19 protein-coding genes, 3 tRNA genes and 1 pseudogene are annotated in these 25,693 nt (G+C 70.8%); 12 read left to right on the top strand and 11 right to left on the bottom strand.

Annotated elements, in window-relative coordinates; genetic code table 11:
• Positions 1-40: 40 nt before the first annotated feature.
• The gene (locus CRP49_RS21360; RefSeq protein ID WP_097254822.1) at positions 41-766 is read right to left on the bottom strand and encodes a TetR/AcrR family transcriptional regulator; all 726 of its coding nucleotides are present in this window, start codon (positions 764-766) and stop codon (positions 41-43) included.
• Positions 767-920: 154 nt separating this feature from the next.
• Between CRP49_RS21360 and CRP49_RS21365 the strand changes: the two genes are divergently transcribed.
• Complete coding sequence (locus tag CRP49_RS21365) at positions 921-2,417, top strand: MFS transporter (RefSeq protein ID WP_097254823.1); 1,497 nt, start codon at positions 921-923, stop codon at positions 2,415-2,417.
• Between the two features lie 65 nt (positions 2,418-2,482).
• Here the strand turns inward: CRP49_RS21365 and CRP49_RS21370 are convergent, their stop codons facing one another.
• The gene (locus tag CRP49_RS21370; RefSeq protein WP_097254824.1) at positions 2,483-4,132 is read right to left on the bottom strand and encodes a M4 family metallopeptidase; all 1,650 of its coding nucleotides are present in this window, start codon (positions 4,130-4,132) and stop codon (positions 2,483-2,485) included.
• 228 nt (positions 4,133-4,360) lie between these two features.
• On the opposite strand from CRP49_RS21370, the gene CRP49_RS21375 reads away from it, so the two are divergent.
• Entirely contained in the window at positions 4,361-4,792 is a 432-nt protein-coding gene (locus tag CRP49_RS21375) for a gamma-glutamylcyclotransferase family protein (protein WP_257033460.1), read from the top strand.
• Between the two features lies 1 nt (position 4,793).
• On the opposite strand, the gene CRP49_RS21380 is transcribed toward CRP49_RS21375, so the two are convergent.
• The 3 genes from CRP49_RS21380 to CRP49_RS21390 form a co-directional block, all read right to left on the bottom strand.
• Positions 4,794-5,624, bottom strand: coding sequence for an arylamine N-acetyltransferase (locus tag CRP49_RS21380; protein ID WP_097254826.1), 831 nt, complete (start codon positions 5,622-5,624; stop codon positions 4,794-4,796).
• Positions 5,625-5,682: 58 nt separating this feature from the next.
• Positions 5,683-8,259, bottom strand: coding sequence for a molybdopterin oxidoreductase family protein (locus tag CRP49_RS21385; RefSeq protein ID WP_097254827.1), 2,577 nt, complete (start codon positions 8,257-8,259; stop codon positions 5,683-5,685).
• Between the two features lie 103 nt (positions 8,260-8,362).
• A complete protein-coding gene (locus tag CRP49_RS21390) occupies positions 8,363-9,040 on the bottom strand; it encodes a vancomycin high temperature exclusion protein (RefSeq protein WP_097257476.1) in 678 nt (225 codons plus the stop codon).
• Between the two features lie 181 nt (positions 9,041-9,221).
• Here CRP49_RS21390 and CRP49_RS21395 point away from each other — a divergent pair, with 181 nt between their 5' ends.
• The 5 genes and pseudogenes from CRP49_RS21395 (at position 9,222) to CRP49_RS21415 (ending at position 16,216) form a co-directional block, all read left to right on the top strand.
• The gene (locus CRP49_RS21395) at positions 9,222-10,082 is read left to right on the top strand and encodes a sirohydrochlorin chelatase (RefSeq protein ID WP_097254828.1); all 861 of its coding nucleotides are present in this window, start codon (positions 9,222-9,224) and stop codon (positions 10,080-10,082) included.
• A gap of 172 nt (positions 10,083-10,254) precedes the next feature.
• Positions 10,255-11,529: a deoxyguanosinetriphosphate triphosphohydrolase gene (locus CRP49_RS21400; RefSeq protein WP_097254830.1), complete on the top strand. Its 1,275-nt coding sequence runs from the start codon at positions 10,255-10,257 to the stop codon at positions 11,527-11,529.
• Positions 11,530-11,633: 104 nt separating this feature from the next.
• The gene (locus CRP49_RS21405) at positions 11,634-12,899 is read left to right on the top strand and encodes an NAD(P)/FAD-dependent oxidoreductase (protein ID WP_097254831.1); all 1,266 of its coding nucleotides are present in this window, start codon (positions 11,634-11,636) and stop codon (positions 12,897-12,899) included.
• 29 nt (positions 12,900-12,928) lie between these two features.
• Complete coding sequence (dnaG, locus tag CRP49_RS21410; RefSeq protein ID WP_097254833.1) at positions 12,929-14,833, top strand: DNA primase; 1,905 nt, start codon at positions 12,929-12,931, stop codon at positions 14,831-14,833.
• 143 nt (positions 14,834-14,976) lie between these two features.
• Positions 14,977-16,216: pseudogene (locus tag CRP49_RS21415) on the top strand (RNA polymerase sigma factor).
• 50 nt (positions 16,217-16,266) lie between these two features.
• Here CRP49_RS21415 and CRP49_RS21420 read toward each other — a convergent pair.
• The 4 genes from CRP49_RS21420 to CRP49_RS21435 all read right to left on the bottom strand — a co-directional run bounded on the left by CRP49_RS21420 (position 16,267) and on the right by CRP49_RS21435 (position 21,918).
• Positions 16,267-18,195, bottom strand: coding sequence for an ABC transporter ATP-binding protein (locus CRP49_RS21420; protein WP_097254835.1), 1,929 nt, complete (start codon positions 18,193-18,195; stop codon positions 16,267-16,269).
• Positions 18,195-19,928, bottom strand: a complete 1,734-nt coding sequence (locus CRP49_RS21425) for an ABC transporter ATP-binding protein (RefSeq protein WP_097254836.1) — start codon at positions 19,926-19,928, stop codon at positions 18,195-18,197. Before CRP49_RS21425 ends, CRP49_RS21420 begins: the two co-directional genes overlap by 1 nt.
• A gap of 131 nt (positions 19,929-20,059) precedes the next feature.
• Positions 20,060-21,502 (bottom strand): FGGY-family carbohydrate kinase, encoded by a 1,443-nt coding sequence (locus tag CRP49_RS21430; RefSeq protein WP_097254837.1) that lies wholly within the window; start codon positions 21,500-21,502, stop codon positions 20,060-20,062.
• 110 nt (positions 21,503-21,612) lie between these two features.
• A complete protein-coding gene (locus CRP49_RS21435) occupies positions 21,613-21,918 on the bottom strand; it encodes a hypothetical protein (RefSeq protein WP_097254838.1) in 306 nt (101 codons plus the stop codon).
• Between the two features lie 159 nt (positions 21,919-22,077).
• Between CRP49_RS21435 and CRP49_RS21440 the strand changes: the two genes are divergently transcribed.
• The 3 genes from CRP49_RS21440 to CRP49_RS21450 all read left to right on the top strand — a co-directional run bounded on the left by CRP49_RS21440 (position 22,078) and on the right by CRP49_RS21450 (position 22,482).
• Positions 22,078-22,150, top strand: a tRNA-Asn gene (locus tag CRP49_RS21440).
• A 6-nt stretch (positions 22,151-22,156) separates the two neighbouring features.
• Positions 22,157-22,229 (top strand) — tRNA-Asn (locus tag CRP49_RS21445).
• Positions 22,230-22,405: 176 nt separating this feature from the next.
• A tRNA-Ile gene (locus tag CRP49_RS21450) sits at positions 22,406-22,482 on the top strand.
• Between the two features lie 70 nt (positions 22,483-22,552).
• On the opposite strand, the gene CRP49_RS21455 is transcribed toward CRP49_RS21450, so the two are convergent.
• Positions 22,553-22,936 (bottom strand): hypothetical protein, encoded by a 384-nt coding sequence (locus CRP49_RS21455; protein WP_097254839.1) that lies wholly within the window; start codon positions 22,934-22,936, stop codon positions 22,553-22,555.
• Between the two features lie 36 nt (positions 22,937-22,972).
• On the opposite strand from CRP49_RS21455, the gene CRP49_RS46915 reads away from it, so the two are divergent.
• On the top strand, positions 22,973-23,137 hold the full coding sequence (locus tag CRP49_RS46915; protein WP_179851701.1) for a hypothetical protein: 165 nt from the start codon (positions 22,973-22,975) through the stop codon (positions 23,135-23,137).
• Between the two features lie 20 nt (positions 23,138-23,157).
• Here the strand turns inward: CRP49_RS46915 and CRP49_RS21460 are convergent, their stop codons facing one another.
• Complete coding sequence (locus CRP49_RS21460) at positions 23,158-23,628, bottom strand: TNT domain-containing protein (protein ID WP_097254840.1); 471 nt, start codon at positions 23,626-23,628, stop codon at positions 23,158-23,160.
• Between the two features lie 333 nt (positions 23,629-23,961).
• Between CRP49_RS21460 and CRP49_RS21465 the strand changes: the two genes are divergently transcribed.
• Positions 23,962-25,692 (top strand): GMC oxidoreductase, encoded by a 1,731-nt coding sequence (locus tag CRP49_RS21465; protein ID WP_218892966.1) that lies wholly within the window; start codon positions 23,962-23,964, stop codon positions 25,690-25,692.
• Position 25,693 lies beyond the last annotated feature (1 nt).

A 25,693-nucleotide genomic window follows, 5' to 3' on the forward strand; every position in this document is an offset into this window, starting at 1 on the left:
CGGGGGTGATCGCGGGCCGCTGCCCCGCTGAAGTCCGGGGCTAACGCGGCAGTCGCAGGGCCAGTCCGTCCAGGACGACGTCCAGTCCGTAGGCGAACTTGGCGTCCCGGTCCCGGGCCGGGTCCCGGGGGGCGGACTCGGCGTAGGAGGCGGCGAGGTTGGCGTGGCCGGCGGCGGCCTCCTGGGCGGCGGGCATCAGCCGGTCGATGAACTCGGCCTCCGTCTGCCCGGACCGGGCGACCGTGGTGAGCCAGGCGGCTTCGGTGGTGCTCATGCCGAGCGTGTACGCCAGCAGGGTGCTGATCGCCTGATCGGGCTCGGGAAAGCCGGCCGAGGTGAACAGCGCGGCGAGCCGCTCGGAGAACGACATCAGGTTGGGGCCCAGGTAGACGAGTCCGGCCTGGCCCATCACCGAGGACACCCACGGGTGCCTGAGGGCGGTCGCGCGGAAGGACTGCGCGGCCTCGGCCACGGCGGCCCGCCAGTCGGGGTCCGCGGTGGCCGGCACCCGGATCTCGGCCGCGACCTCGTCCACGGCCAGCTCCATCAGCTCGTCCTTGGTGGCCACGTGCCGGTACAGGGAGGTCGCGCCGGCGTTCAGGCGGGCGCCGAGCTTGCGCATGCTGAGCGCCTCGACGCCGTCCGCGTCCAGCATCGCCACCGCCTCGCGCACGATCGACTCCCGGCTGAGCGAGGGCTGTTCGGGTTCGCGCCGCTCCCGGGCCCACACGGAGGGGATCGGGTTCGGCTTGGTCCTGGCGGCCATCGGCGGACTCCTCTGGGTGCGTACCTCGTGCGCATTCAGCGTACAGCGTTCAAGGGTTGCGCACACTGTTCCGGGCTGCGTACAGTGTTCGCAACGCAGCCCGGAACGCTGTACGCATCACCGGAACGGTGTGCGCAAGAGGAGAGGGAACCCCATGGAAAGCCGCAATCCCCGACGCTGGTGGATCCTCGTCGTGCTCTGCCTGAGCACGCTGGTCCTGGTGATCGACAGCATGGCGCTCACCGTGGCGGTGCCCGCGATGACCGAGGACCTCGGCGCGAGCGCCCAGGACGTCCAGTGGATCCTCGACTCCTACGTCCTGGTCTTCGCCGGCCTGCTGCTCACCTCCGGCAGCCTCGGTGACCGCTTCGGCCGCCGGAAGGTGATGCTGATCGGCCTGCTGCTGTTCGGCGCGGCCTCACTCGCCGGCACGTTCGCCGCCGATCCGGCTCAAGTGATCGCCGTACGCGTGGCGATGGGCGTCGGCGGGGCGCTGATCATGCCGTCCACCCTCTCCATCCTCATCACCGTCTTCGACGAGGAGGAGCGCGGCAGGGCGATGGCGGCGTGGGGCTCGGTGTCGATGCTCGGCCTGGTCGGCAGCCCGGTGCTGGGCGGTGTGCTGGTCGACCACTTCTCCTGGCACTCGATCTTCTTCCTCAACGTCCCCGTGGTCGCGCTGGCCGTCCTCGCCGGTGTGACCCTGATGCCGGAGTCCAAGGCGCCGTGGCAGAAGGCCGACCCGCTGGGCGCGGTGCTGTCGGCGGCCGGGATGACCGCGCTGGTCTGGTGGATCATCGAGATCCCGCAGCACGGTGCCTTCGGCGGCCGTTCCCTGGTCAGCCTGTCGGTCGCGGTCGTCGCGCTCGCCGCCTTCGTGGTCTGGGAGAACGTCAGCGCGTCCCCGATGGTCCCGCTGGTCCTCTTCAAGCACCGCAACTTCAGCGGCGGTTCGCTCTCCCTGGCCCTGGTCCAGATCGGCAACGGCGGCCTGCTGCTGGTCCTCACCCAGTACCTGCAGTTCGTCCTCGGCTACTCGCCGATCAAGGCGGGCCTGGCCTTCCTGCCGCTGGCCGTGACCGCGATCATCGGCAACACCGCGGGGGTGAAGCTGGCCGCGAAGATCGGCAACCGCTTCGTGATCCTGACCGGCATGCTGATCATGGTGGCCTGCTTCGCCCTGCTCACCACGGTCGACGCGGGCTCCGGCTTCACCGTCCCGGCGATCGCCCTCGGCCTGCTCGGCCTGGGTGCCGGTGCGGCCATGCCGGCGGCGGTCGGCGCCCTGATGAGCACCATCCCGGCGGACAAGGCGGGCGTCGGCTCGGCCCTGAACGACACCGTCCAGCAGGCGGGCACCGCCCTCGGCATCGCGATCCTCGGCTCGCTGCTCTCCAGCGGCTACACCGACCGGATGCCCGCCAACGCCCCCGCCCAGGCCCGCCAGTCCATCGCCGGCGCCGTCGCCGCGGCCCACCCGGACCTCCTGCGCACCGCCCGCGAGGCCTTCACCTCCTCGATGTCCACCACCTTCGCGCTCAGCGCGGTGGGGGTTCTGGCGGCGGCGGTGCTGGCCACGGTGGTGATGCGGGACGGCAAGCCGGAGGAGGCGGAGGAATCCCCGGCCCAGGAGGCGGAGTTGGCTGTCTGACCGGAGCGCACAGCGGAAAGGCCGGTGCCCGAGCGGGCACCGGCCTTCCGGCGTCGTCGTGGGGCTCAGTTCACGTTGACCGCGCTCCACGCCGCCGCCACCGCGTTGTACTCCGTGCTCCCCGCGCCGTAGAGGTCCTTCGCCGCGTTCAGGGTCGCCGTCCGGGCCCCCGCGTAGTTCGTGGAGGACGTCATGTAGACCGTCAGCGCCCGGTACCAGATCTTGCCGACCTTGTCCCGGCCGATGCCGGTGACCGTCGAGCCGTTGGAGGTCGGCGAGTCGTAGCTGACGCCGTTGATGGTCTTCGCGCCGCTGCCCTCCGCGAGCAGGTACGCGAAGTGGTTGGCGACGCCCGAGGAGTAGTGGACGTCGAGGTTCCCGACCGACGAACTCCAGTAGTCGGCGGAGTTCCCGTCCTTGGACGGCTTGTCCATGAAGCGCAGGGCGGGCTTGCCGAAGCCGGACTTCACGATCTTCTCGCCGATGAGGTAGTCACCGGGGTCGGAGGGGTTGTTCGCGTACCACTCGACCATCGTGCCGAGGATGTCGGAGGTGGCCTCGTTGAGCCCGCCGGACTCGCCCGAGTAGGTCAGCGCCGCCGTCTTGGAGGTGACGCCGTGGGTCATCTCGTGGCCGGCCACGTCCAGCGCGACCAGCGGCCCGAAGGTGGAGCCGTCACCGTCGCCGTACGTCATGCAGAAGCAACTGTCGTCCCAGAAGGCGTTGTTGTAGTTGCTGCCGTAGTGGACGCGGTTGTACGAGCCCTTGCCGTCGCCCGCGATGCCGTTGCGGCCCTGGACGTTCTTGTAGTAGTCCCAGGTCTCGTTGGTGCCGTACTGGGCGTCGACGGCGGCCGAGGAGCGGTCGGAGGTGGTGCCCGTGCCCCAGTGGTTGTCGGCGTCCGTGAACAGGGTCGCGGGGGCCCGGCTGAAGCAGATGCCGAAGAAGCACAGGTCGGTCTTGTTCTCGGCGTCACCGGTGTAGGTGTTGCCGCGCGTCGGGTCCTTCAGCTGGTACGACGACCCCGACTGGGTGGTCTCCAGCGGAACCGTCCCGCTGTACAGCGACTTGCCGTCGCCGGTGGCCGTCTCGATGCTGTCCCAGGCGTCGATCTGGGCGCCGGTGCGGGCGTCGGTCAGCACGGTCCGGGCGACCGGGTTGCCGAGCGAGTCCTGGGCGACGGCGTTGGTGCGCCAGGCGAGCTTCGGTGCGCCGTGCAGGGCGTCGACGACGAGTTCCGGCTTCGCCTTGATCTGCTTCAGCGCGTCACCGAGGTTGGCGGCGCGCAGCGCGTTCACCGCGAGGTCGGCGGCCTTGGGGCCCGACACCTTGGGGACGATCGAGGACAGGGCGATACGGCTCCTGGTCGCCCGGTCGGCGCTGCGGAAGGCGCCGCTCGGAGCGAGGTGGACCACGAAGTCGCCGCCGAGCACCGGGAGTTGGTGGTAGGTGCGGTCGTAGCGGACGTGCTGGGTGCCGTTCCGGTCGACGATCACGTCCCGGACGCTGGTGTCCTGGGCGGAGGTCAGACCCAGGCTCGCGGCGTGCGCGAGGAGGGCCGAGGCCGCGTTCTCGACGGCGCCGGCCCGGGTCGGCCGGCCGTCGGCGTGGGCGGCGGGGGAGAGGGCGGCGGCCAGCAGGGTCGCGGTGGTGACGGCGACACCGGCGGTGGCGAGACGACGGGTTCCTCGGACGTGCTGACGTATCCGACTCATCTGTCTCCTTGGGGAGGCGCCTTCGAGGCGTGGGGGTTAGGCGTGCTGGTGAGACGTGCTGGTGAGACGTACGGGTGTGACGTGGGGGCGAGGCGTGTGGGTCAGACTTGGGGTGAGGCGTACGGATGGCGCTGATGTCGACTGAGATTTAAGAGGGCATGACATGTCATGTCCATAGCGCCGCCATGGAGATGTGTGCGGAGTCGAAGGGGGTACAGAATCGTTTCCGTGATCACTCCGGACCACCGAGACCCGCTGCCCTTCTTCGTCTACGGCACCCTTCGCCCCGGCGAGGCCAACCACGACCTGTTCCTGCGCGGCCGCACGCACACGGAGGAACCGGCCCGCCTCCCGGACGCGGTGCTCTACGACGGGCCCGGCTACCCCTACGCCGTCGAGGCACCCGGGGAAGCGGTCAGCGGGGACCTGATCACCGCGCTCCCGCAGGCGTACGGCCGGCTGCTCGCGGAACTGGACCGGCTGGAGGAGTACACCCCGGGCGACCCGCGCAACCTGTACGAGCGCGTCGCCCGGGACGTCGTACGCGCCGACGGCACGGCCGTCCGGGCCTGGGTGTACGTGGCCGCGCCGCGCATCGCCGCCCGGCTGCGGGCCGGCGGGCGGCTGATAGCGGGCGGGGACTGGCCGGCCCGCCGCTGACTCAGCGCAGCAGCGTGAGCCCCTCGGGCACGGCGATCCCGAACTCCTCCTCCACCACGCGCCGCGCCTCCGCCTCGTCGGTGAGCTTGCGCTCGGTCACCGTGCCGTCGGCCCGGGTCTCGACCAGCCGGGCGCCGTCGAGCGCGAGGTGCCGCTCGGGGGTGGTCCGCTGGAGGTAGGGGCGCTGGGTGAAGGGGGAGCGGGGGTTGGTGCCGATGTGCCAGTTGATCACCTCGTAGTCGGGCGCGAAGAACGGCTCCAGCGTGAACGCGTACTGGTTCACCCAGTCCCGCGCGTCCCGGTCGTACGCCTGCAGCGCCCACAGCTCCAGCGGCCCGCCGTGCGGCAGGTGCACGAGCCGGTGCCGGCGCCCCGCGCCCTCGAACTCCTCCCCGGCGGTCAGCGGCACGGGCTGCAGCAGCGCCCCGGCCGCCCCGAACCCGACGTCCGCGAGATACGGCCGCGGATCGCCCGGCACCTCCACGCGCAGCATCATGTGCGTACGCGGACGGCTCTCCACGGTCTCGGCACCCAGCACCACCCGCCCCGCCAGCCCGGTCACCCCGAAGCCGAGCGCCTCAAGGGCCAGCCTGAGCAGGGTGTTGTGCTCGTAGCAGTAGCCGCCGCGACGGCCCCGGACCATCTTGGCCATCAGATCGGCCGGGGCGAGCGACGGCGCCCTGCCGGACCAGGCGTCCAGGTTCTCGAAGGGGAAGGACAGCGCATGGGCCAGATGCACACCCCGCAGGGTCGCGAGATCGGCCCGCCTGCCGCCCGCCCACCCGATGCGCTCCAGATAGGCGTCGAGGTCGAACTGCTCGGTGTCGGACATGACAGCGAACCTACGCCAGACCGGCCCACCGACGCCGCGTCCCGCGGACGGAACCTGGCTACTCCCGCGGACCCAGGGCCTCCACCCGTACCGCACACGTCTTGAACTCCGGCATCCGCGAAGTCGGGTCCAGGGCCGGGTTGGTGAGCGTGTTGGCGCGGCCCTCGCCCGGCCAGTGGAACGGCATGAAGACGGTGTCGGGGCGGATGGCGGTGGTGATGCGGGCGGGGGCCACGGCCCGGCCGCGCCGGGAGACCACCGCCACCGGGTCGCCCTCGCCCGCCCCGAGCCGGGCCGCGAGGCGCGGGTGCAGCTCCACGAACGGGCCGGGCGCGGCCGCGTTCAGCTCCGCGACCCGCCGCGTCTGCGCCCCCGACTGGTACTGCGACACCACCCGGCCGGTGGTCAGCAGCAGCGGGTACTCGGCGTCCGGTTCCTCGGCACTGGCCCGGTGCGCCACGGCGACGAACCGCGCCCGCCCGTCCTCGGTGGCGAACCGGTCGAGGAAGAGCCGGGGGGTTCCGGGGTGTACGGCGGGCAGGGCGGGGGCGGAGAGCGTGGCGGTCTCGGCGTCCTGGGCGGGGTCGTCGGGCAGGGCGGAGGCGGGGAGCATGCCGGCCTCGGTGTCCCGGGCGGGGGCGTCGGGCAGGGCGGAGGCGGGGAGCATGCCGGCCTCGGTGTCCCGGGCAGGGGCGTCGGGCAGGGCGGAGGCGGGGAGCATGCCGGCCTCGGTGTCCCGGGCAGGGGCGTCGGGCAGGGCGGAGGCGGGGAGCATGCCGGCCTCGGCGTCCCGGGCAGGGGCGTCGGCCAGGGCGGAGGCGGGGAGCATGCCGGCCTCGGTGTCCCGGGCGGGGTCGTCGGGAAGGGCGTCGAGCGCGGCGTCTTCGCCGTCATCGGTGCGGGCTGCCTCTTGGCCGGCGGCGGTCCCGGAGACCGCCGGGCCGGCTTCCGTGTGACCGCCCGTATCCACCCGGGCCTCGCCGTCACCGCGCGCACTCGGGCCGGCTTCGCCGTCCGCGCCCTGCGTCGAGACCTGCGGGCACGGCCAGAACACCCCGTTCTCCTCCGCAAGCCGCCGGTACGTGATCCCGGAGTAGTCCGCCGGGCCGCCCGCGCTGGCCCTGCGCAGTTCCTCGAAGACCTCCTCCGGGTCGGTCGGGAAGCCCTTCTCCACGCCCAGCCGGGCGGCCAGCTCGTGCAGGACGTGCAGGTCGCTGCGGACGTCCGGCGGCGGGGCGATCGCCTGCCGGCGCAGCAGGACCCTGCCCTCCAGGCTGGTCGTCGTGCCCGTCTCCTCGGCCCACTGGGTGACCGGCAGGACGACGTCCGCCAGCTCCGCCGTCTCCGACAGGACGACGTCCGCCACCGCGAGGAAGTCCAGCGAGCGCAGCCGCTCCTCGATGTGGGCCGCGCGCGGGGCCGACACCACCGGGTTGGACCCCATCAGCAGCAGCGTCCGGATGTCCGTGCCGAGCGCGTCCAGCAGCTCGTACGCGCTGCGCCCCGGCCCGGGCAACGAGTCGGGGTCCACGCCCCACACCTCGGCCACGTGCCGCCGCGCCGCCGGGTCGTCCAGCTTGCGGTAGCCGGGCAACTGGTCGGCCTTCTGGCCGTGTTCCCGCCCGCCCTGCCCGTTGCCCTGCCCGGTCAGACAGCCGTACCCGGACAGCGGACGGCCCGCGCGGCCGGTCGCCAGGCACAGGTTGATCCACGCGCCCACCGTGTCCGTGCCCTTGGCCTGCTGCTCCGGCCCGCGCGCGGTCAGCACCATCGCCGACTCCGGCTCGCAGAACAGCCGCACCGCCTCCCGCAGCTGTGGCACGGACACCCCCGTGATCCGCTCCACGTACTCCGGCCAGTGGGCCATCGCGGCCGCCCGGGCCTCCTCCCAGCCGGTCGTGCGCTCCTGGATGTACGCCTCGTCCGTACGGCCCTCCGCCACCACCAGGTGCAACAGACCGAGCGCGAGCGCCAGATCGGTGCCCGGGCGGGGCGCCAGGTGCAGGTCCGCCTGCTCGGCGGTCTTCGTACGGCGCGGGTCGACGACGATCAGCGTGCCGCCGTTCTCCCGCAGCTCGCTGAAGAAGCGCAGCGACGGCGGCATGGTCTCGGCGAGGTTGGAGCCGACGAGGATCACACACCCGGTCCTCGGGATGTCCTCCAGCGGGAACGGCAGCCCCCGGTCCAGACCGAACGCCTTCATGCCGGCGGCCGCCGCAGACGACATGCAGAAGCGGCCGTTGTAGTCGATCTGCGAGGTGCCCAGCACCACCCGCGCGAACTTGCCGAGCGTGTACGCCTTCTCGTTCGTCAGCCCGCCCCCGCCGAACACCCCCAGCGCGTCGGGGCCGTACCGCTCCCGCGCCGCCCCGAGCCGCTCGGCGATCAGATCCAGCGCGTCGCCCCAGGAGGCGGGCACCAGCCGGCCACCCGACCGCACCAGCGGCGAGGTCAGCCGCACCGCCGACGACAGCACCGCGGGCGCTGTACGACCCTTGCCGCACAGCGCGCCCCGGTTCACCGGGAAGTCGGCGCGTTCGGTCACCTCGACGCCCCCCTGCGGCAGGGGCGTGATGTTCATCCCGCACTGCAAGGCGCAGTACGGGCAGTGGGTGGGCGTCGAGGTGGTCTCCATGCCGACCAGCGTGCTTCGGGCGTGTTACGTCCCGTGACGGCTCCCTGTTACACGGCCGGGAAGCCGACCTCCCCGCGCCCACGCGAGCGCCGTGAGGCAGCCGTCAGCGCCCCGCGGCCAGCGCCCGCGCCACCCCGGGCTCCCGCGGCCCGAGGAACGTCGGATCCGGATGGAACACCGCGTCCAGCGCCGCCTTGCCCGCCGCGAACACCTCGCGCGTGCCGCCGTAGTACCAGGTCGCATCGTGTTTCGCGTCCACCCCGACCCCGTACGACGCCACCCCCGCGGCCTCGCACAGCGCCACCGCCCGCCGGATGTGGAACCCCTGGCTGATCAGCACGGCCCGGTGCACCCCGAAGATCTTCCTGGCCCGCACACAGGAGTCCCAGGTGTCGAAGCCCGCGTAGTCGCTGACGATCCGGTCGTCCGGCACCCCGTGCTTCCTGAGGTACGCGCGCATGGCGTCCGGCTCGTCGTAGTCCTTGCGGCTGTTGTCCCCGGTGACCAGCACGACCTTGATCCGGCCCGCCCGGTACAGCTTCGCCGCCGCGTCCAGCCGGTGCGCGAGATACGGCGACGGCTCCCCGTCCCACAGCCCGGCCCCGAACACCACCGCGACATCGGTGCGCGGCACGTCCGCCGTCGTCCGCAGCCGGTCCGCCGTCGACACGTACAGCCAGGTGGCCGGCAGCAGCGCCAGCACACACACAGCCATCACGGCCTGCACCAGCCGCCGCTGCCCCTTACGGGTGCGCGGCAGCCGCGGTCGACGGATCTTCATACGGCCCCCAGTGATCGGTCCCCCGGTGATCGGTCCCCAGTGATCGGTTCCGACCTTGGAGGACGCGAGGAACACCGATCCGGTTCGCCTCACATCGTCCATACGTACGACGTGAACGCACGGAAAATACCCGTGACGGCCCGGCAACGGCGGCGCAACCTCCCCGCGCCAGGATCCTTCCATGACGGCGTCGAACCCTCCTCGCGACGAGTCCCGCATCCACCTCGACAGCACGGCGCACCTCATGAACAGCATCAGCAGCCAGCTCGCCGGCCAGCTCCGGCTGGTCTCCCCGATCGGCCGCCGCCGCCCGGCCCCGCCCGCCCTGGTCCTGGTCGCCCACGGCAGCCGCGACCCGCGCGCGCTCGACACGGTACGGGCCCTGATGGCCCGGGTACGCGAGCTGCGCCCCGCCCTCCCCGTGCACCTGGGTCACATCGAGCTGAACGAGCCCCTGCTCCCCGACACCCTCGCCGCCCTGGGCGACATCCCCGCCGTCCTCGTCCCCCTGCTCCTGGGCCGCGGCTACCACGTCAAGCAGGACATCCCGGAGATGGCCGCGGCCGCCCCGACACGCGCCCGCGTGGCCGCCCCGCTCGGCCCGCACCCCCTCCTGGCGGACGCCCTGCACACCCGCCTGATCGAGTCCGGCTGGCCCACCACCATGGACCACACCACCCGCCGCTCGACCGCCGTCGTCCTCGCGGCAGCAGGCTCCCGCGACCCCGACTCGGCCACCGACACCCGCCGCACGGCCCGCCTCCTCGCCGACCGCCTGGGCGTCCCGGTGGTCCCGGCATACGCCTCGGCGGCGACCCCGACGGTGGAGACGGCGCTGCGTGCACTGGCGGCAAGGGGCCGCCACAAGGTTGCTGTGGCCTCCTACTTCACGGCACCGGGACGATTCGCGACGCAGTGTGCGGAGCAGGCCCCCTGGATCGCCTCCGCTCCCCTGGGAGCGCAGGCAGCAATGGCCCACCTGATCCTCCACCGCTACGACCAGGCACAGGCGATGACAGAGGCGGAACTCGCCTCAGCCTGAAACAAGGGCCGGCGGAAACCCCCCAGGGGCGCGGGGCTGTATCGATTTGCGGCTCCGCCGTGTGGGCGCGACAAGCCACACACAACCCGCACCCGCCCGAAAACAGGACTTGGCAGACGACTAGGCGCACCGCCACCACCCAATTGTCACTGCCGACCCGTACTGTCGAATCATGGAAGGCACCGCACCCTCTTCGGCCTACGACCCGACGTCAGTCGACCGCTGGGCCCCCGAGCCCGACAAACGCCCAGGCCGCACAGCCTTCCAACGCGACCGCGCCCGCATCCTCCACTCCGCGGCCCTACGACGCCTCGCCGGAAAAACCCAAGTGGTCACGCCCGGCACCCGCAGCCAGGCCTGGGACGCCAGCCCGAGAACACGACTGACCCACTCGCTGGAGTGCGCCCAGGTCGGCCGAGAGCTGGGCGCAGCCCTCGGCTGCGACCCCGACCTGGTGGAGGCGGCCTGCCTCTCCCACGACCTCGGCCACCCCCCGTTCGGCCACAACGGCGAACAGGCGCTGAACGAGTTCGCCGACGACTGCGGAGGCTTCGAGGGCAACGCCCAGTCCCTCAGACTCCTCACCCGCATCGAGCCCAAGCGCTTCACCCCGGAGGGCTCCGTCGGCCTCAACCTCACCCGCGCCGCCCTGGACGCCGCCACCAAGTACCCCTGGCCGCGCGGCGCCCATCCCACCGACCCGGCGTCCCCGAAGTTCGGCGTGTACGAGGACGACCGCCCGGTGTTCGACTGGGTCCGCAAGACCGCCCCCGGCACCAACACCTGCTTCGAGGCCCAGGTCATGGACTGGTCGGACGACGTGGCCTACTCGGTGCACGACGTCGAGGACGGCCTGCACGCAGGCCACATCGACCCCAACTGCCTGCACGCCGAACCCGAGCGGCAGGCGGTGTTCGAGGTGGCCATCGGCCGCTACGTCCCCGCGGACACCGACCCGGCGGAGCTGGCCGCCGCCCTCGACCGCCTCCAGGACGAGGAGTGGTGGCCGCACGGCTACGACGGCACGGCCGTCGCCCAGGCCCGCCTCAAGGACGCCACCAGCCAGCTCATCGGCCGGTTCTGCCTGGCCGCCGAGACCGCCACCCGCGCCGCGTACGGCACCGGCCGCCTCACCCGCTACGGCGCCGAACTCGTCGTACCCCGCGAGACCCGCATGGAGTGCGCGGTGCTCAAGGCGGTCGCCGACCGGTACGTCATGCAGCGCGCCGAGCAGGAGCGGCTCCGTGCCGACCAGCGGGTGGTCGTCGCCGAGCTGGCCGAGGCGATCACCGCCCGAGCCCCGGACGGTCTGGAGCCGCAGTTCCGGGCACTGTTCGAGGAGGCACCCGACGACCATGCGCGCAAGCGGGTGATCGTCGACCAGATCGCCTCCCTCACCGACGCCTCCGCACGCTCGCTGCACGCGAGACTGACGGGGCATATGTGAAGGGAACGTGACCCTGGGTGGCCTGATCGGGGCACTCCCTCTTCCCGCATCACGCTGCGTGCGGGACGCTCGCATGTGGCGGCACCCTTACGAGGAGGCATCAAGTGGTCGACGCGGATCAGACATTCGTCATCGTCGGAGGCGGTCTCGCCGGCGCGAAGGCGGCCGAGACGCTCCGTGCGGAGGGCTTCAGCGGCCGGGTGATACTGATCTGCGACGAGCGCGACCACCCGTACGAGCGCCCGCCCCTGTCCAAGGGGTTTCTGCTCGGCAAGGAGGAGCGCGACAGCGTCTTCGTGCACGAACCGGGCTGGTACGCGCAGAACGACGTCGAGCTGCACCTCGGCCAGACCGTCGACCGGATCGACCGCACCGCGAAGACCGTCCGCTTCGGCGACGACGGCACCCTCGTCCACTACGACAAGCTCCTGCTCGCCACCGGCGCGGAGCCCCGCCGCCTCGACATCCCCGGCACCGACCTCGTGGGCGTCCACCACCTGCGCCGCCTCGCCCACGCCGAGCGCCTCAAGGGCGTCCTCCAGCACCTGGGCCGGGACAACGGGCACCTCGTGATCGCGGGCGCCGGCTGGATCGGCCTGGAGGTCGCGGCGGCGGCCCGCGAGTACGGCGCCGAGGTCACCGTCATCCAACCGTCGGCGACCCCGCTGTACAGCGTGCTCGGCCCGGAGCTGGGCAACGTCTTCGCCGAGCTGCACCGCGAGCACGGCGTCCGGTTCCGCTTCGGCGCCCGGCTCACCGAGATCGTCGGCCAGGACGGCATGGTCCTCGCGGTGCGTACGGACGACGGCGAGGAGCACCCGGCGCATGCCGTCCTCGCGGCGATCGGCGCGGCGCCCCGCACCGGCCTGGCCGAGGCGGCGGGGCTGGAGCTGGCCGACCGGGCGCACGGCGGCGGTGTCGTGGTGGACGAGCACCTGCGCACCGCCGACCCCGACATCTACGCGGCCGGCGATGTCGCCGCCTTCCCGCTCGCCCTCTTCGACACGCGCATCCGGGTGGAGCACTGGGCGAACGCCCTGAACGGCGGCCCGGCCGCGGCCCGCGCGATGCTCGGCAGGGACGTCACCTACGACCGCGTGCCCTACTTCTTCACCGACCAGTACGACCTCGGGATGGAGTACAGCGGCTGGGCGCCGCCGGGGTCCTACGACGAGGTGGTCATCCGGGGCGACGCGGGCAAGCGGGAGTTCATCGCGTTCTGGATCAAGGAGGGGCGCGTCCTGGCCGGGATGAACGTGAACGTGTGGGATGTCACAGAGCAGATCCAGAACCTGGTCCGCTCCCAGGCCCAGGTGAACACGGAGTCCCTGGCGGACCCGCACGTTCCGCTCGAAAGCCTCGTCCCTTGAGTGTCCGTCCGCCCCCGTAGAATTCACGCGTGGCAGGACGGATCAACGACGAGGACGTGAAGGCGGTACGGGACGCGGTCCCGATCGACGCCGTGGTCTCCGAGTACCTCCAGCTGCGCAACGCCGGTGGCGGCAACCTCAAGGGGCTGTGCCCCTTCCACGACGAGAAGTCGCCGTCCTTCCAGGTCAGCCCGAGCAAGGGACTCTTCCACTGCTTCGGCTGCCAGGAGGGCGGCGACACCATCACCTTCGTCATGAAGGTGGACCACCTCTCCTTCTCGGAGGCGGTCGAGCGCCTGGCCGCCCAGGCCGGCATCACCCTGCGCTACGAGGAGGGCGGGTACAACCCTGCCCACCAGCGCGGCGAGCGTATCCGCCTGGTCGAGGCGCACAAGATCGCCGCCCAGTGGTACGCGGAGCAGCTCGCCACCAGCCCCGAGGCCGAGACCGGCCGGATCTTCCTCGCCGAGCGCGGCTTCGACCAGGCCGCCGCCGTGCACTTCGGCGTCGGCTACAGCCCCCAGGGCTGGGACCACCTCACCCGCTTCCTGCGCGGCAAGGGCTTCACGGACAAGGAGCTGGTCCTCTCCGGCCTCTCCCAGGAGGGCCGCCGGGGCCCCATCGACCGCTTCCGTGGCCGCCTCATGTGGCCCATCCGGGACATCGGCGGCGAGGTCGTCGGCTTCGGCGCCCGCAAGCTGTACGAGGCGGACAACGGCCCGAAGTACCTGAACACGCCCGACACGGCGATCTACAAGAAGTCCCAGGTCCTGTACGGCATCGACCTGGCGAAGCAGCACATCGCCAAGTCCAGCCGGGCCGTCGTCGTCGAGGGCTACACGGACGTCATGGCCTGCCACCTGGCGGGTGTGACCACGGCCATCGCGACCTGCGGCACCGCCTTCGGCGGCGACCACATCAAGATCCTCCGCCGGCTCCTCATGGACAACGGCTCGGCCCGGGTGATCTTCACCTTCGACGGCGACGCGGCCGGCCAGAAGGCCGCCCTGCGCGCCTTCGAGGACGACCAGAAGTTCGCCGCCGAGACGTACATCGCCATCGCGCCGGACGGCATGGACCCCTGCGAGCTGCGCCTGGCCAAGGGCGACGAGGCGGTCGCCGACCTGACCGAACCCCGCACCCCGCTCTTCGAGTTCGCGCTGCGCCAGATCGTGAGCCGCTACGACCTCGACACCCCGGCCGGCCGCGCGGCCGCCCTGGACGAGGCCGCGCCGATCGTCGCCCGCATCAAGAACAGCGCCTCCCAGCACGAGGTGGCCGTCGAACTCGCCGGCATGCTCGGCATCCTCGACACCCAGTTCGTGGTCAAGCGCGTGGGCCAGCTGGCCCGCTGGGCCCGCGAGGGCGGTGGCAAGGGCGGGCCGCAGCAGCCCCGCACGCCCCAGCAACAGTGGGAGACCGGCCCCCGCCCTGGCCCCTCGGGCCCGGCCCTCACCCTGCGCAACCCCGTCTTCGCCGCCGAGCGGGAACTCCTCAAACTCGCCCTGCAGCGGCCCGAACTGGTCTCCCCGGCCTTCGACGCGTACGGCATCGACGAGTTCACCGCCCCGCCCTACGCCGCCGTACGCCAGGCGATCGCGGAGGCGGGCGGCGCCGAGTACGGCATCCCGGACTCGCAGGAGTACCTGGTCCGCGTCCGCGAGGCCGCGCCCGACGACGCCGTCCGCGCGATGGTCACCGAACTGGCCGTCGAGCCGATCCTGCGCCGCACCGTGGACGAGACGTACTCCGGCACGGTCCTGGTGCAGATCCGCCGCCGCGCCGTGGAGCGCCGCATCCGCGACATCCAGTCCCAGCTCACCCGCCTCTCCACCGGCGGCGACCCCGCCCAGCTGGCCGCCGTGCAGAACGAGATGTGGGTCCTCCAGCAGTACGACCAGACACTCCGCGAACGGGGCGCACAGGCGCTGTAGCGCACCGCGCGGGATCAGTCCTGCCTGCCTCAACTCGGCGCGCCCCAGGGCTCGCATATGCCAGTCGGATGGTCCGACGACCTGAGTAACGGGCCGGTCACGGACCGGATGCAAAAAGTCACCGCAAGCCCCTCGTGGCGGGGATGTGTCTTACCCCACACTGGGGGCGGTGCCCGAGTCCGCGGAGCGCAGGCCGTCGACTCTCCGCTCCCGAAGTACCGCTGCCGCACACCTTGAGCAGCGATCATCCTGGAGGTCGCCCCCGTGCAGACCCAGACCCTCACCCAGACCGACAGCAGCACCAGCACCACCGCCGACGAGCCGGACGCCGAGTCCGAGGTCCTCGTGGCCGTGCCCCCGCAGAGCCGCGCCCACGGCCACCCGGAAGGGGTCCCCCCGGAGGAACCCGACGCGCCGGAGGAGGCCCCCGAACCCGTCGAGGCCCCGGTCGCCGCCCGTGCCGAGAGCGGCGGGCCCTCCTCGGACCTGTTCCGGCAGTACCTGCGCGAGATCGGCCGCATCCCCCTGCTCACCGCGGCCGAGGAGGTCGAACTCGCCCGCCGGGTCGAGGCCGGACTGTTCGCCGAGGAGAAGCTGAGCAACACCCCCGACCTGGACAGCGAGCTGGCGCTCGACCTGGACCGGCTGGTGGTGATGGGGCGGATGGCCAAGCGCCGTCTCATCGAGGCGAACCTGCGGCTCGTGGTCTCCGTGGCGAAGAGGTACGTCGGCCGCGGACTGACCATGCTCGACCTCGTGCAGGAGGGCAACCTCGGGCTCATCCGGGCCGTGGAGAAGTTCGACTACGCCCGTGGCTACAAGTTCTCCACCTACGCCACCTGGTGGATCCGGCAGGCCATGTCCCGCGCCCTGGCCGACCAGGCCCGCACCATCCGCGTCCCCGTGCACGTCGTGGAGCTGATCAACCGGGTCGTGCGCGTGCAGCGCCGCATGCTCCAGGAACGCGGGTACGAGCCGACGCCCGAGGAGGTCGCCGCCCACCTCGAACTGCCCCCCGAGCGGGTCTCCGAGGTGCTGCGCCTGGCCCAGGAGCCGGTGTCCCTGCACGCCCCGGTCGGCGAGGAGGACGACGTCGCCCTCGGCGACCTCATCGAGGACGGCGACGCCACGAGCCCCGTCGAGTCGGCCGCGTTCCTGCTGCTCCGCGAGCACCTGGAGGCCGTGCTCTCCACCCTCGGCGAACGGGAACGCAAGGTCGTCCAGCTCCGCTACGGCCTGGCCGACGGCCGCCCCCGCACCCTGGAGGAGATAGGGCGCCTGTTCGGCGTGACCCGGGAGCGGATACGGCAGATCGAGTCCAAGACCCTGAACAAGCTCAGGGACCACGCCTTCGCCGATCAGCTGCGGGGGTACCTGGAATGAAGGGGTCGCTCACCTGACGTGAGCGACCCCCCCCGAGCATCACCCTGGGATCAGTCGACCTCGGCCACAGCCTGCGCGAACTGCGCCTTGTACAGCCGCGCGTACGCCCCGTCCGCCTCCAGCAGCTCCGCGTGGGCGCCCTGTTCGACGATCGAGCCGTTCTCCATCACCAGGATCGTGTCAGCGTCCCGGATGGTGGAGAGCCGGTGCGCGATGACGAACGAGGTCCGCCCGTCGGCGAGTTTGGCCATCGCCTTCTGGATCAGCACCTCGGTGCGGGTGTCCACAGAGCTGGTCGCCTCGTCCAGCACCAGGATCGTCGGGTCGGACAGGAACGCCCGCGCGATGGTGATGAGCTGCTTCTCACCGGCGCTGACCCCCGTGCCCTCGTCGTCGATCACGGTGTCGTACCCCTCGGGCAGCGTACGGATGAACCGGTCCGCGTGGGCCGCCCGCGCCGCCTCCTCGATCTCGCCCCGGGTGACCTCGCGCGCGGCGCCGTACGCGATGTTGTCCGCGATGGACCCGCCGAACAGCCAGGTGTCCTGCAGCACCATGCCGATCCCGGCCCGCAGTTCGTCCCGGGACATCTTCCGGATGTCCACGCCGTCCAGGGTGATCCGCCCGCCCGAGACGTCGTAGAACCGCATCAGCAGGTTGACCAGCGTGGTCTTGCCGGCACCGGTCGGGCCGACGATCGCCACCGTCTGTCCGGGCTCCACCTTCAGCGACAGGTCCTCGATCAGCGGCTTCTCGGGGTCGTACCGGAAGGACACGTCCTCCAGCGCCACCCGCCCGCGCAGCTGCTCCGGCCGCTCGCCCGGCACCGGATCCGCCTCCTGCTCCTCCGCGTCCAGGAGTTCGAAGATCCGCTCGGCCGAGGCGACACCCGACTGCACCAGGTTCGCCATCGACGCGACCTGCGTCAGCGGCATCGAGAACTGCCGCGAGTACTGGATGAAGGCCTGCACATCACCGATGGACAGCGCGCCCGACGCGACCCGGAGGCCACCGACGACCGCCACCAGCACGTAGTTCAGGTTCGACACGAACATCATCAGCGGCTGCATCACCCCGCTGTTGAACTGCGCCTTGAACCCGGCCTCGTACAGCGCGTCGTTCTGCTCGGCGAACTGCTTCGCCGACTCCTCCTGACGCCCGAACACCTTCACCAGGGTGTGCCCGGTGTACATCTCCTCGACGTGCGCGTTCAGCTTGCCGGTGGTGCGCCACTGCTGCACGAAGTGCGGCTGCGACCGCTTGCCGACCCGGGTGGCGACCACGAACGACAGCGGTACGGTCACCAGCGCGACCAGCGCGAGGATCCAGGAGACGTAGAACATCATCGCGAGCACGCCGATGATGGTCAGCAGCGAGTTGATCAGCTGGCCCATCGACTGCTGCAGCGTCTGCCCGATGTTGTCGATGTCGTTGGTGGCCCGGGAGAGCACCTCGCCGCGCTGGCGCTTGTCGAAGTACGACAGCGGCAGCCGCGACAGCTTCGTCTGTACGTCCTCGCGCATCCGGTACATCGTCCGGTTCACGGCCCGGTTGACCAGCCGGGTGGCGACCGCCATCAGCAGACCGGCGACCAGGAAGGTGCACAGCGCGAGCAGCAGTACGTTCCCGACGGCATCGAAGTCGATGCCCTTGCCGGGGGTGAAGTCGGTGCTCTTCAGCATGTCCGCGACGGTGCCCTGGCCCCGGTCGCGCATCGACTGGAGCACCTGCTCCTTGGTGGCCCCGGCCGGCATCTGCCGGCCGATGATGCCGGCGAAGACCAGGTCGGTGGCCTTGCCGAGGATCTTCGGGCCGATCACGTTCAGGGCCACGCTGACGACCACGCACAGCAGCAGGGCGTAGATGGTGACCCGTTCGGGCTTGAACTGGGCGACGAGCCGTTTGCCCGACCCCTTGAAGTCCATCGAGCGCTGGTCGGGGCCGCCCCCGGCCATCATGCGTCCCATGGGCCCGGCCATCAGGCAGCCTCCGCTTCCGTGAGCTGGGAGAGCACGATCTCCCGGTACGTCTCGTTGGTCGCCATCAACTCGTGGTGCCGGCCGGTGCCGACCACCAGGCCCTCGTCCAGCACGACGATCCGGTCCGCGTCCCGGATGGTCGCCACCCGCTGGGCGACGATGACGACGGTCGCCTCGGCGGTCTCGCGGCCCAGTGCGCTGCGCAGAGCGGCGTCCGTCGCGTAGTCGAGGGCGGAGAAGGAGTCGTCGAAGAGGTAGATCTCCGGGCGCTGTACGAGCGTGCGGGCGATGGCGAGGCGCTGGCGCTGACCGCCCGACACGTTCGTGCCGCCCTGCGCGATCGGCGCGCCCAGGCCGCCCTCCAGCTTCTGCACGAAGTCCTTGGCCTGCGCCACTTCCAGCGCGTGCCACAGTTCCTCGTCGGTGGCGTCCGGGTTGCCGTAGCGCAGGTTGGTCGCGACCGTCCCGGCGAACAGGTACGGCTTCTGCGGCACGAGACCGACGGTCTTCGCGAGCAGGTTCGGCTCGACCTCCTGGACGTCGACACCGTCCACGAGGACCTCGCCCTCGGTGGCGTCGAACAGCCGCGGGACAAGACCGAGCAGTGTCGACTTGCCGCTGCCGGTCGAGCCGATGACGGCGGTCGTCTCACCGGGCCTGGCCACCAGGTCGATGGACTTCAGCACCGGCTCCTCGGCACCCGGATAGCGGAAGCCCGCGCCCCGGATCTCCAGATGCCCGTGCCGGCGCAGCTCGGTGACCGGCGCGCGTGGCGGCACCACGCTGGAGTCGGTGTCCAGGACCTCCTGGATACGCTCGGCGCACACCTCCGCGCGCGGCACCATCATGAACATGAAGGTGGCCATCATCACGGACATGACGATCTGCATCAGATAGGCGAGGAACGCGGTCAGGTCGCCGATCTGCATCCCGCCGCTGTCGATGCGGTGCGCGCCGAACCACACCACCGCGATCGACGACAGGTTCACCACCGTCATGACGATCGGGAACATCAGCGCGAGCATCCGGCCGGTGGCCAGCTGCATCTCGGTCAGCTCGCCGTTCGCCTTCCCGAACCGGCCCTGCTCGTACTCGTCCCGGACGAAGGCGCGGATCACCCGGTTGCCGGTGATCTGCTCGCGCAGCACCCGGTTCACCGTGTCCAGGCGGACCTGCATGGACCGGAACAGCGGCCGCAGCCGGCGCACGATCAGCGTCACCGAGATGCCGAGCACGGGAACGACGGCGACGAGCACCGCGGACAGCGGCACGTCCAGGCCGAGCGCCAGCACGATCCCGCCGACACACATGATGGGCGCCGACACCATCAGGGTGAACGTCATCAGGGCCAGCATCTGGACCTGCTGTACGTCATTGGTCGTACGGGTGATGAGCGAGGGCGCCCCGAAGTGACCCACCTCACGGGCGGAGAAGGACTGCACCCGGTCGAAGACGGCGCCGCGCACGTCCCGGCCGAGCGCCGAGGCGGTGCGGGCGCCGTAGTACACGGCGCCGATGTTGCAGACGACCTGGGCCAGCGAGATGCCGATCATCAGGGCGCCGAAGGTCAGGATGTAACCCGTGTCACCCTTCACGACACCGTTGTCGATGATGTGGGCGTTGAGGGTGGGCAGGTAGAGGGTGGCGCAGGTCTGCAGGAACTGCAGCAGCACCAGCAGAGCTATGGGTTTCTTGTAGGGCCTGAGATAGGTCCGCAGAAGTCGTATGAGCACGCTACGTCTCTCGGAGTCGGCGGTAGGGGCTGGTCGGTTGCCCCTGGCCCCTATCGTCGAACACTCCACCCGCGTTACCTCAACTGATTAACCCAACGGCGGTGCTCGCGCGTTCTGTCGGGTTTATGGCATTACGGGCGAAACGCCCCCGGGTGGGTCTGCTCCCGCACCGACACGAACTGCTGCCGTACGGCCTGACCCACGGCCAGCTCGTCGCCCGGCTCCAGGACCTGCGCGGCCGGCCCCGGCCAGGCCGGCGGGGTGCGCGGGTCGAGGGTGCCCTGCGACACACCGAGCGCCCAGGCGGCCTGCCGGGCCGCGCCGATCGCCGCGTAGTCGGCGGGCTGCGGTACGACGACCTGCGCGCCGAACAGCGAGGGCGCCGCGGCCTGCACGGCGGGCAGCTCGGCGGCCTGGCCCAGCAGGAAGACCCGCCGCACCTCCACGCCCCGCCCGCGCAGCACGTCCAGCGCGTCGGCCAGCCCGCACAGCATGCCCTCGAACGCGGCCCGCGCCAGATGCTCGGGCTTCATCGACTCGCGCCGCAGCCCGGCGAGGGTCCCGGCGGTGTGCGGCAGACTCGGCGTCCGCTCACCCTCCAGGTAGGGCAGGAGCACCAGCCCGTGCGCCCCCGGCGTCGACTTCATCGCCAGGTCGGACAGGCTCTCCAGGTCCGGCAGGCCGAGGAGTTCGGCGGTGCCGCGCAGGGTGCGCACGGCGTTCAGGGTGGTGACGACCGGCAGGTGCATGCCGGTGGCGTCGGCGAGGGACGTGATCATCCCGGTCTGGTCGGCAAGTGCCTCCGGGTGCACGGCCATCACGGACCCCGAGGCCCCGAGCGACACGACCGCGTCCCCGAGCCCGATCCCCAGCCCGAACGCGGCGGCCATGGTCTCCCCGGTCCCGGCCGAGATCAGCAGCCCTTCCGGGGTCGTACCGGCCGCGTCCGCCGGGCCGATCACCTCGGGCAGCATCGCCTGGTGGCCGAGCGCCAGCTCGACCAGGTCGGGCCGGTAGCCGCCGGTGGCGGCGGACCAGTACCCGGTGCCGGAGGCTCCGCCGCGGTCGGTGGTCCGGCGCACGGGCCGCCCGAGCAACTGCCACACCAGCCAGTCATGAGCCTGCAGGAGCACAGCGATTCGGCGGGCGCTCTCCGGTTCGTTCTTCGCGAGCCAGCGCAGCTTGGTGACCGGCTGCGCGGCCTGCGGCACACAGCCGACCGCCTGCGCCCAGGCCTCCCGGCCGCCGAGCGCGTCGACCAGGTCGGCCGCCGCGACCTGCGCCCGCTTGTCGCCGCCGACCAGCGCGGGGCGCACGGTGTTGCCCTGTGCGTCCAGCGGGACCAGCGCGTTCTGCTGCGAGGAGACCCCGATGGCCTGCACGCCCTCCAGCAGGCCGCCCCCCGCGGCCTCGCCCAGGGACAGCAGCCAGGCCTGCGGGTCGACGTCGCTCGGGCGACCCTCCTCCATCGGGTGCGGGGCGTACCCCTGGCGGAGCACGGCACCCGTGTCCGCGTCACAGACCACGATGCGCGTGAAGTCCGGTGAGCTGTCCAAGCCGGCAACTATCCCCATACCGAGAATTTTGCCGTACCGCGGCGCTTGCTTCGGCCGAGGGCGCCTACTTGTTGTGGGGTGCTGTCGTCCCCCTGGGTGGGGACAGCCACCCATGCTGGAACGTGCACCTACGTGTTGCTGGTGCCCCAGTCGTCCTCTGGGGTGCCGTTCAGGTTTCGCTCTCGTAGGGAGCGGACCCGCTGGGCCACCGACTCCGGGACTCGGTCGCCGACCCTGTGGCTCACCGAGTGGAAGGCCTTGCCGGCGTACTCGCGGCCCTGCTGGGCGGCGGTCTCGGCGGTGTTGCGGACGGCGGGGTTCTGCGCGATCTGGCGAGCGGACTTCTTCAGCTGCTCGTAGCGTTCGCGACCAGCCCTCGTGCCGAGTACGTAACCGAGGGCCAGTCCGGCGACGAATGTGAGCCGGTAGCGCATGGCTGCCACCCTTCCCTGGGGGTAGGTCTCTGGTGCGACGTCGGGACCGGGGGATACCGATTGGCGGAGCACCCCCCTGCTTGCGCTAATGTATGTGTCGCAGCGAGCGAGCGCCCCCTGGCGAATACCCAGGTAGGTACGTTCGATGCAACGAGGCGATCCTCCGTAGCTCAATTGGCAGAGCAGCCGGCTGTTAACCGGCAGGTTACTGGTTCGAGTCCAGTCGGGGGAGCTTCGGTCCTCCGTAGCTCAATTGGCAGAGCAGCCGGCTGTTAACCGGCAGGTTACTGGTTCGAGTCCAGTCGGGGGAGCACGCTGAACGAGGACCCTTCGGGGTCCTTTTTCATGTCCGCGGGAACCACGGCGCGCGCGCCGAAGTCCTCAAGGTCAGGAAGCAGCCCAGAAGCCGACCATCCGAAGCAGGAGATCGTATGAGCGGCTATGCTGCGGCAGACGGCGCGCACACATGTACGCGACACGCCGCTATGGGGCGGTAGCTCAGCCGGTTAGAGCAGCGGACTCATAATCCGTCGGCCGTGGGTTCGAGTCCCACCCGCCCCACCAGGCGCCACAGGCGCAGAAACGATGTGACGGGTTGTAGTCGCATGGCTTCATGACGTGACCGTTCGGAAGGTCACCACTTCGCGGCGGTGGTGGCCAGCGCCTTTCGCAGAGCGGTCCACGACAGGTCCGAAATAGGTGTCGAAGACGCCTGGCTCCTTCGTCTTCTCGTTGATGTAGTGGAAACCTTGTGGACGGCGTTGGTCTGCTTCGTCAGCCAGGCGCACTGGCCGGGGGTGAGGGTCACCAGCGCGCGTTTTTCGGCTTTCCACTCGAGCTTGCTGTAGGACATCACGTCCAGCTGGCCGGCCAGGCAGTAGATGATGCCGGTCGTCTCGCCGTGGGAGTGGATGGGGGAGTAGTGCTGGGCGGGCCAGATCTCCAGCACCACCGGGGAGCCGGTCATCTGGCCGCCGTCGGGCTCGTAGCCGTAGTCGCGGGCCAAGTCGTCGTACACGCCGCGGCCGGTGCACGCGACGCGGATGTAGGGCGGGTGACTGTCGTCGTCGGCGGCCTTCTCGATGAGGATCTGGCGCAGCAGGCGGGGGAGGGGTCCAGTAGTTCGCGGATGGCCTGGATCTCCCAGGGGGCCAGCCGGATGCCGGACGCCTTGCGGGCCAGGTCCATCACCGCCGGCGGCACCATCGGCTGCCGGTGATCGCCACGGAACGGTTCCGCTCACCTGTTCGGAGGGGCCGCCGCCACCCGTATGCCGCAACCGCTCAGCTTGGGGTTGGACGGGCTGTAGGCCAGGTGGTACTGGATCGAGTCGCCCGGCAGCTCGAAGGCGGGGGCCACGGGGCCGGCGTCCACCCTGAACGCCTTGGTGACCTTGTAGCAGTGGTAGTGGTCCTTCGGGCCGTTGAGCGCGTCCGGGGGGAGCGAGCGCGACGTGTAGTCCTTGACCAGCTTGGCGACCGGTTCCTCGTCGGGTCGGTAGCGCGGGCCGAGGTGTTCGTTGTCGCACAGGTACCGCCCGCCCGGCAGGACCGGTCCGGCGCACTTGTAGCTCCAGTCCTCCCCGGCGGCGGACGCCGCGGTCGGCGCGGAGTGCGGAGCCGGGGTGGCCGTGGCTGCGGCCGGGGTGAGCGCGGCGAGGGCTGCGAGTGCGGTGGTGAGCGCGGTGGCGGTGAGCATGCGCAGTCGCATAAGCACCCTTTCTCGGGCGATCGGATGAGGGATTCGGTGGCGTTCTGCCGCTGAGGAGTTGCTCCCTTTCCGGGGCGCTCATGCGTGGTGTCTTCGGCACGTACGGATGAATGTGGATGCGCGCGCGTTCGGCATTAACCCACATTGATGAATATGCCAGGGGGATGGGCGTCCATGGGGCGGTCAGGAAAAGCGTTTCCCCCGGAGGGCGGTCTATGCCGGGACGTTTCGCCGAATTGATCACGCGTTATCCACACCCATTGCCGGGTGATTGCCGGACGCGCAGAATCCTTCGGCACAGTGATTGCGGCTCTGTCGTAAGGAGGTACGCCCGTGCCAGGTTCCGATTCCGACCCGCCACCGGTGATCGCGGAAGGGACGACCCTGCTCGATGTCGGCGACGCACCGCGCGCGGTGGTCCCACCCGTGCCGGCCGACCGGGACCCGGTCGCCACGTACTACTGTAAGACGCTGAAGCAGGTCAGCGCTGTCCAGTACGACATCGTGATCGTCGGGGGCGGTGCGGTCGGCGCGGCCGTCCTCGACCGGCTGATGAGGCAGAAGAAGAACACGGCGCTGCGGGTGCTCGTGTTCGAAAAGGGAAGTTTTCTCCTTCCCGAACATGTGCAGAACCTTCATCCCCGCTATCAGCGCCTGATGAAGGACGCCGTCGCCCGGCCCTGGCGTCGCGCCACTGGTACGACATTCGATCTGGCGCCGCAGATCCCTTATCTCGGCGGCCGTGCCCAATTCTGGAGCACCTGGATCCCCCGGCCGAGCGATGAGCAAATGCCCGAATGGCCCGCATTGGTGAAGGTTTCGCTCGAGCGTTACTGGGATTCCGCCGACGCGTTCCTGGGTGCCGTCAAGCCCAGTCATATGGGCGAACAATTCAAGGTGTTCCAGTCCAAACTGCTGGAACAGCTCAAGGCGAAGCTGAGCAGTATCGGGCATTTCCCGAACAAAATCCAGGCCCCCGGCCTCGAGGTACCGCTCGCCTCGCGGGCGACCACCTCCAGCCTCGGCTATCGCAAGTTCAGCCCCGTTCCGGTGCTGATCGAGCTGGCCGAGTCGTACCCCGGCCAGGTGGACATCGTCACCGGATGCGAGGTGCTGGAGATCCGGCACAGCACACCGGCCGCCGGCGGGGCCGGGCCCGTGTGCCGGGCCACCGAGATCTCCACCACCCAGGGTGTGTTCAGGCTGGGCCCCCACACGGACCTGGTGCTGGCCAACGGCATCGTCGAGCCCACCGGGCTGCTGCTGGACTCCTTCGCCGACGTGTTGCCGCCGTTCGCCGGCACCAACCTCGGCGGACACGTGGCCTCCTGGTTCTCGGCCCGGGTACCGCGTGCTGCCTGGCAGGGCCTGGAGGACAAGGGGTTGCAGGTCGCGTGCATGTACCTGCGCGGCCGGGTCGAGAACGGAGGAACCCAGGGGGCGCGGGACTTCCACATCCATCTGATGGGCGCCTCCAACCCGTCACCCGCCACCGCGGTCCCGGACCTCTACCGCCTGATCCCCGACTCCTTCGACCAGGAGTTCCTGCAACAGCTCAGCGACCGCGAGCACATCGGCTTCCTCGTCCACTGCCTCGGCGAATGGCGCAGCCGTCCCAAGGACGTCAAAGGCAGCCGGGTCTACGTCGAGAAGGGCGACACCGTGCTCGACCTCAGGCCGGGCGAGACGGACCTCAAGCTCCGCACGACCATGGACCAGCAGGCCCAGCAGGTCGTCCAACGGATCCTCGCCAACGGGCTGGACGCCTCGGAGATCGAGTACTGGCACCCCGGCGAGAACGGAAAGCCCGGCGCCTGGAAGGCGCAGATTCCCCCCGGCCGGCTCAAGGACGCCCTGGTCCACGAGTCCGGAACGCTGTGGCTGGGAGAGAGCCCCGCCGAGTCGGTGACCACCCCCGACTGCCGCCTGCACCAGGTCGCCAACGTGTACGTCGGCGGCGCGGCGACCTTCCCCACCTCGGGTTCCTGGAACCCGACCCTGGCCGCGGTCGCCATGGCCCAGCGGCTGGCCGATCACCTCCTCGACCGCCGGAAGAAGGGGTGAC

Source organism: Streptomyces sp. Ag109_G2-15 (genome assembly GCF_900215565.1).
Classification (GTDB): domain Bacteria; phylum Actinomycetota; class Actinomycetes; order Streptomycetales; family Streptomycetaceae; genus Streptomyces; species Streptomyces diastatochromogenes.

Coding starts and splice junctions, on each gene's coding strand:
- CRP49_RS21360 (WP_097254822.1), bottom strand. CDS start 766: ATGGCCGCCAGGACCAAGCCGAACCCGATCCCCTCCGTGTGGGCCCGG.
- CRP49_RS21365 (WP_097254823.1), top strand. CDS start 921: ATGGAAAGCCGCAATCCCCGACGCTGGTGGATCCTCGTCGTGCTCTGC.
- CRP49_RS21370 (WP_097254824.1), bottom strand. CDS start 4,132: ATGAGTCGGATACGTCAGCACGTCCGAGGAACCCGTCGTCTCGCCACC.
- CRP49_RS21380 (WP_097254826.1), bottom strand. CDS start 5,624: ATGTCCGACACCGAGCAGTTCGACCTCGACGCCTATCTGGAGCGCATC.
- CRP49_RS21385 (WP_097254827.1), bottom strand. CDS start 8,259: ATGGAGACCACCTCGACGCCCACCCACTGCCCGTACTGCGCCTTGCAG.
- CRP49_RS21390 (WP_097257476.1), bottom strand. CDS start 9,040: ATGAAGATCCGTCGACCGCGGCTGCCGCGCACCCGTAAGGGGCAGCGG.
- CRP49_RS21395 (WP_097254828.1), top strand. CDS start 9,222: ATGACGGCGTCGAACCCTCCTCGCGACGAGTCCCGCATCCACCTCGAC.
- CRP49_RS21400 (WP_097254830.1), top strand. CDS start 10,255: ATGGAAGGCACCGCACCCTCTTCGGCCTACGACCCGACGTCAGTCGAC.
- CRP49_RS21420 (WP_097254835.1), bottom strand. CDS start 18,195: ATGGCCGGGCCCATGGGACGCATGATGGCCGGGGGCGGCCCCGACCAG.
- CRP49_RS21430 (WP_097254837.1), bottom strand. CDS start 21,502: ATGGGGATAGTTGCCGGCTTGGACAGCTCACCGGACTTCACGCGCATC.
- CRP49_RS21435 (WP_097254838.1), bottom strand. CDS start 21,918: ATGCGCTACCGGCTCACATTCGTCGCCGGACTGGCCCTCGGTTACGTA.
- CRP49_RS21460 (WP_097254840.1), bottom strand. CDS start 23,628: ATGCGACTGCGCATGCTCACCGCCACCGCGCTCACCACCGCACTCGCA.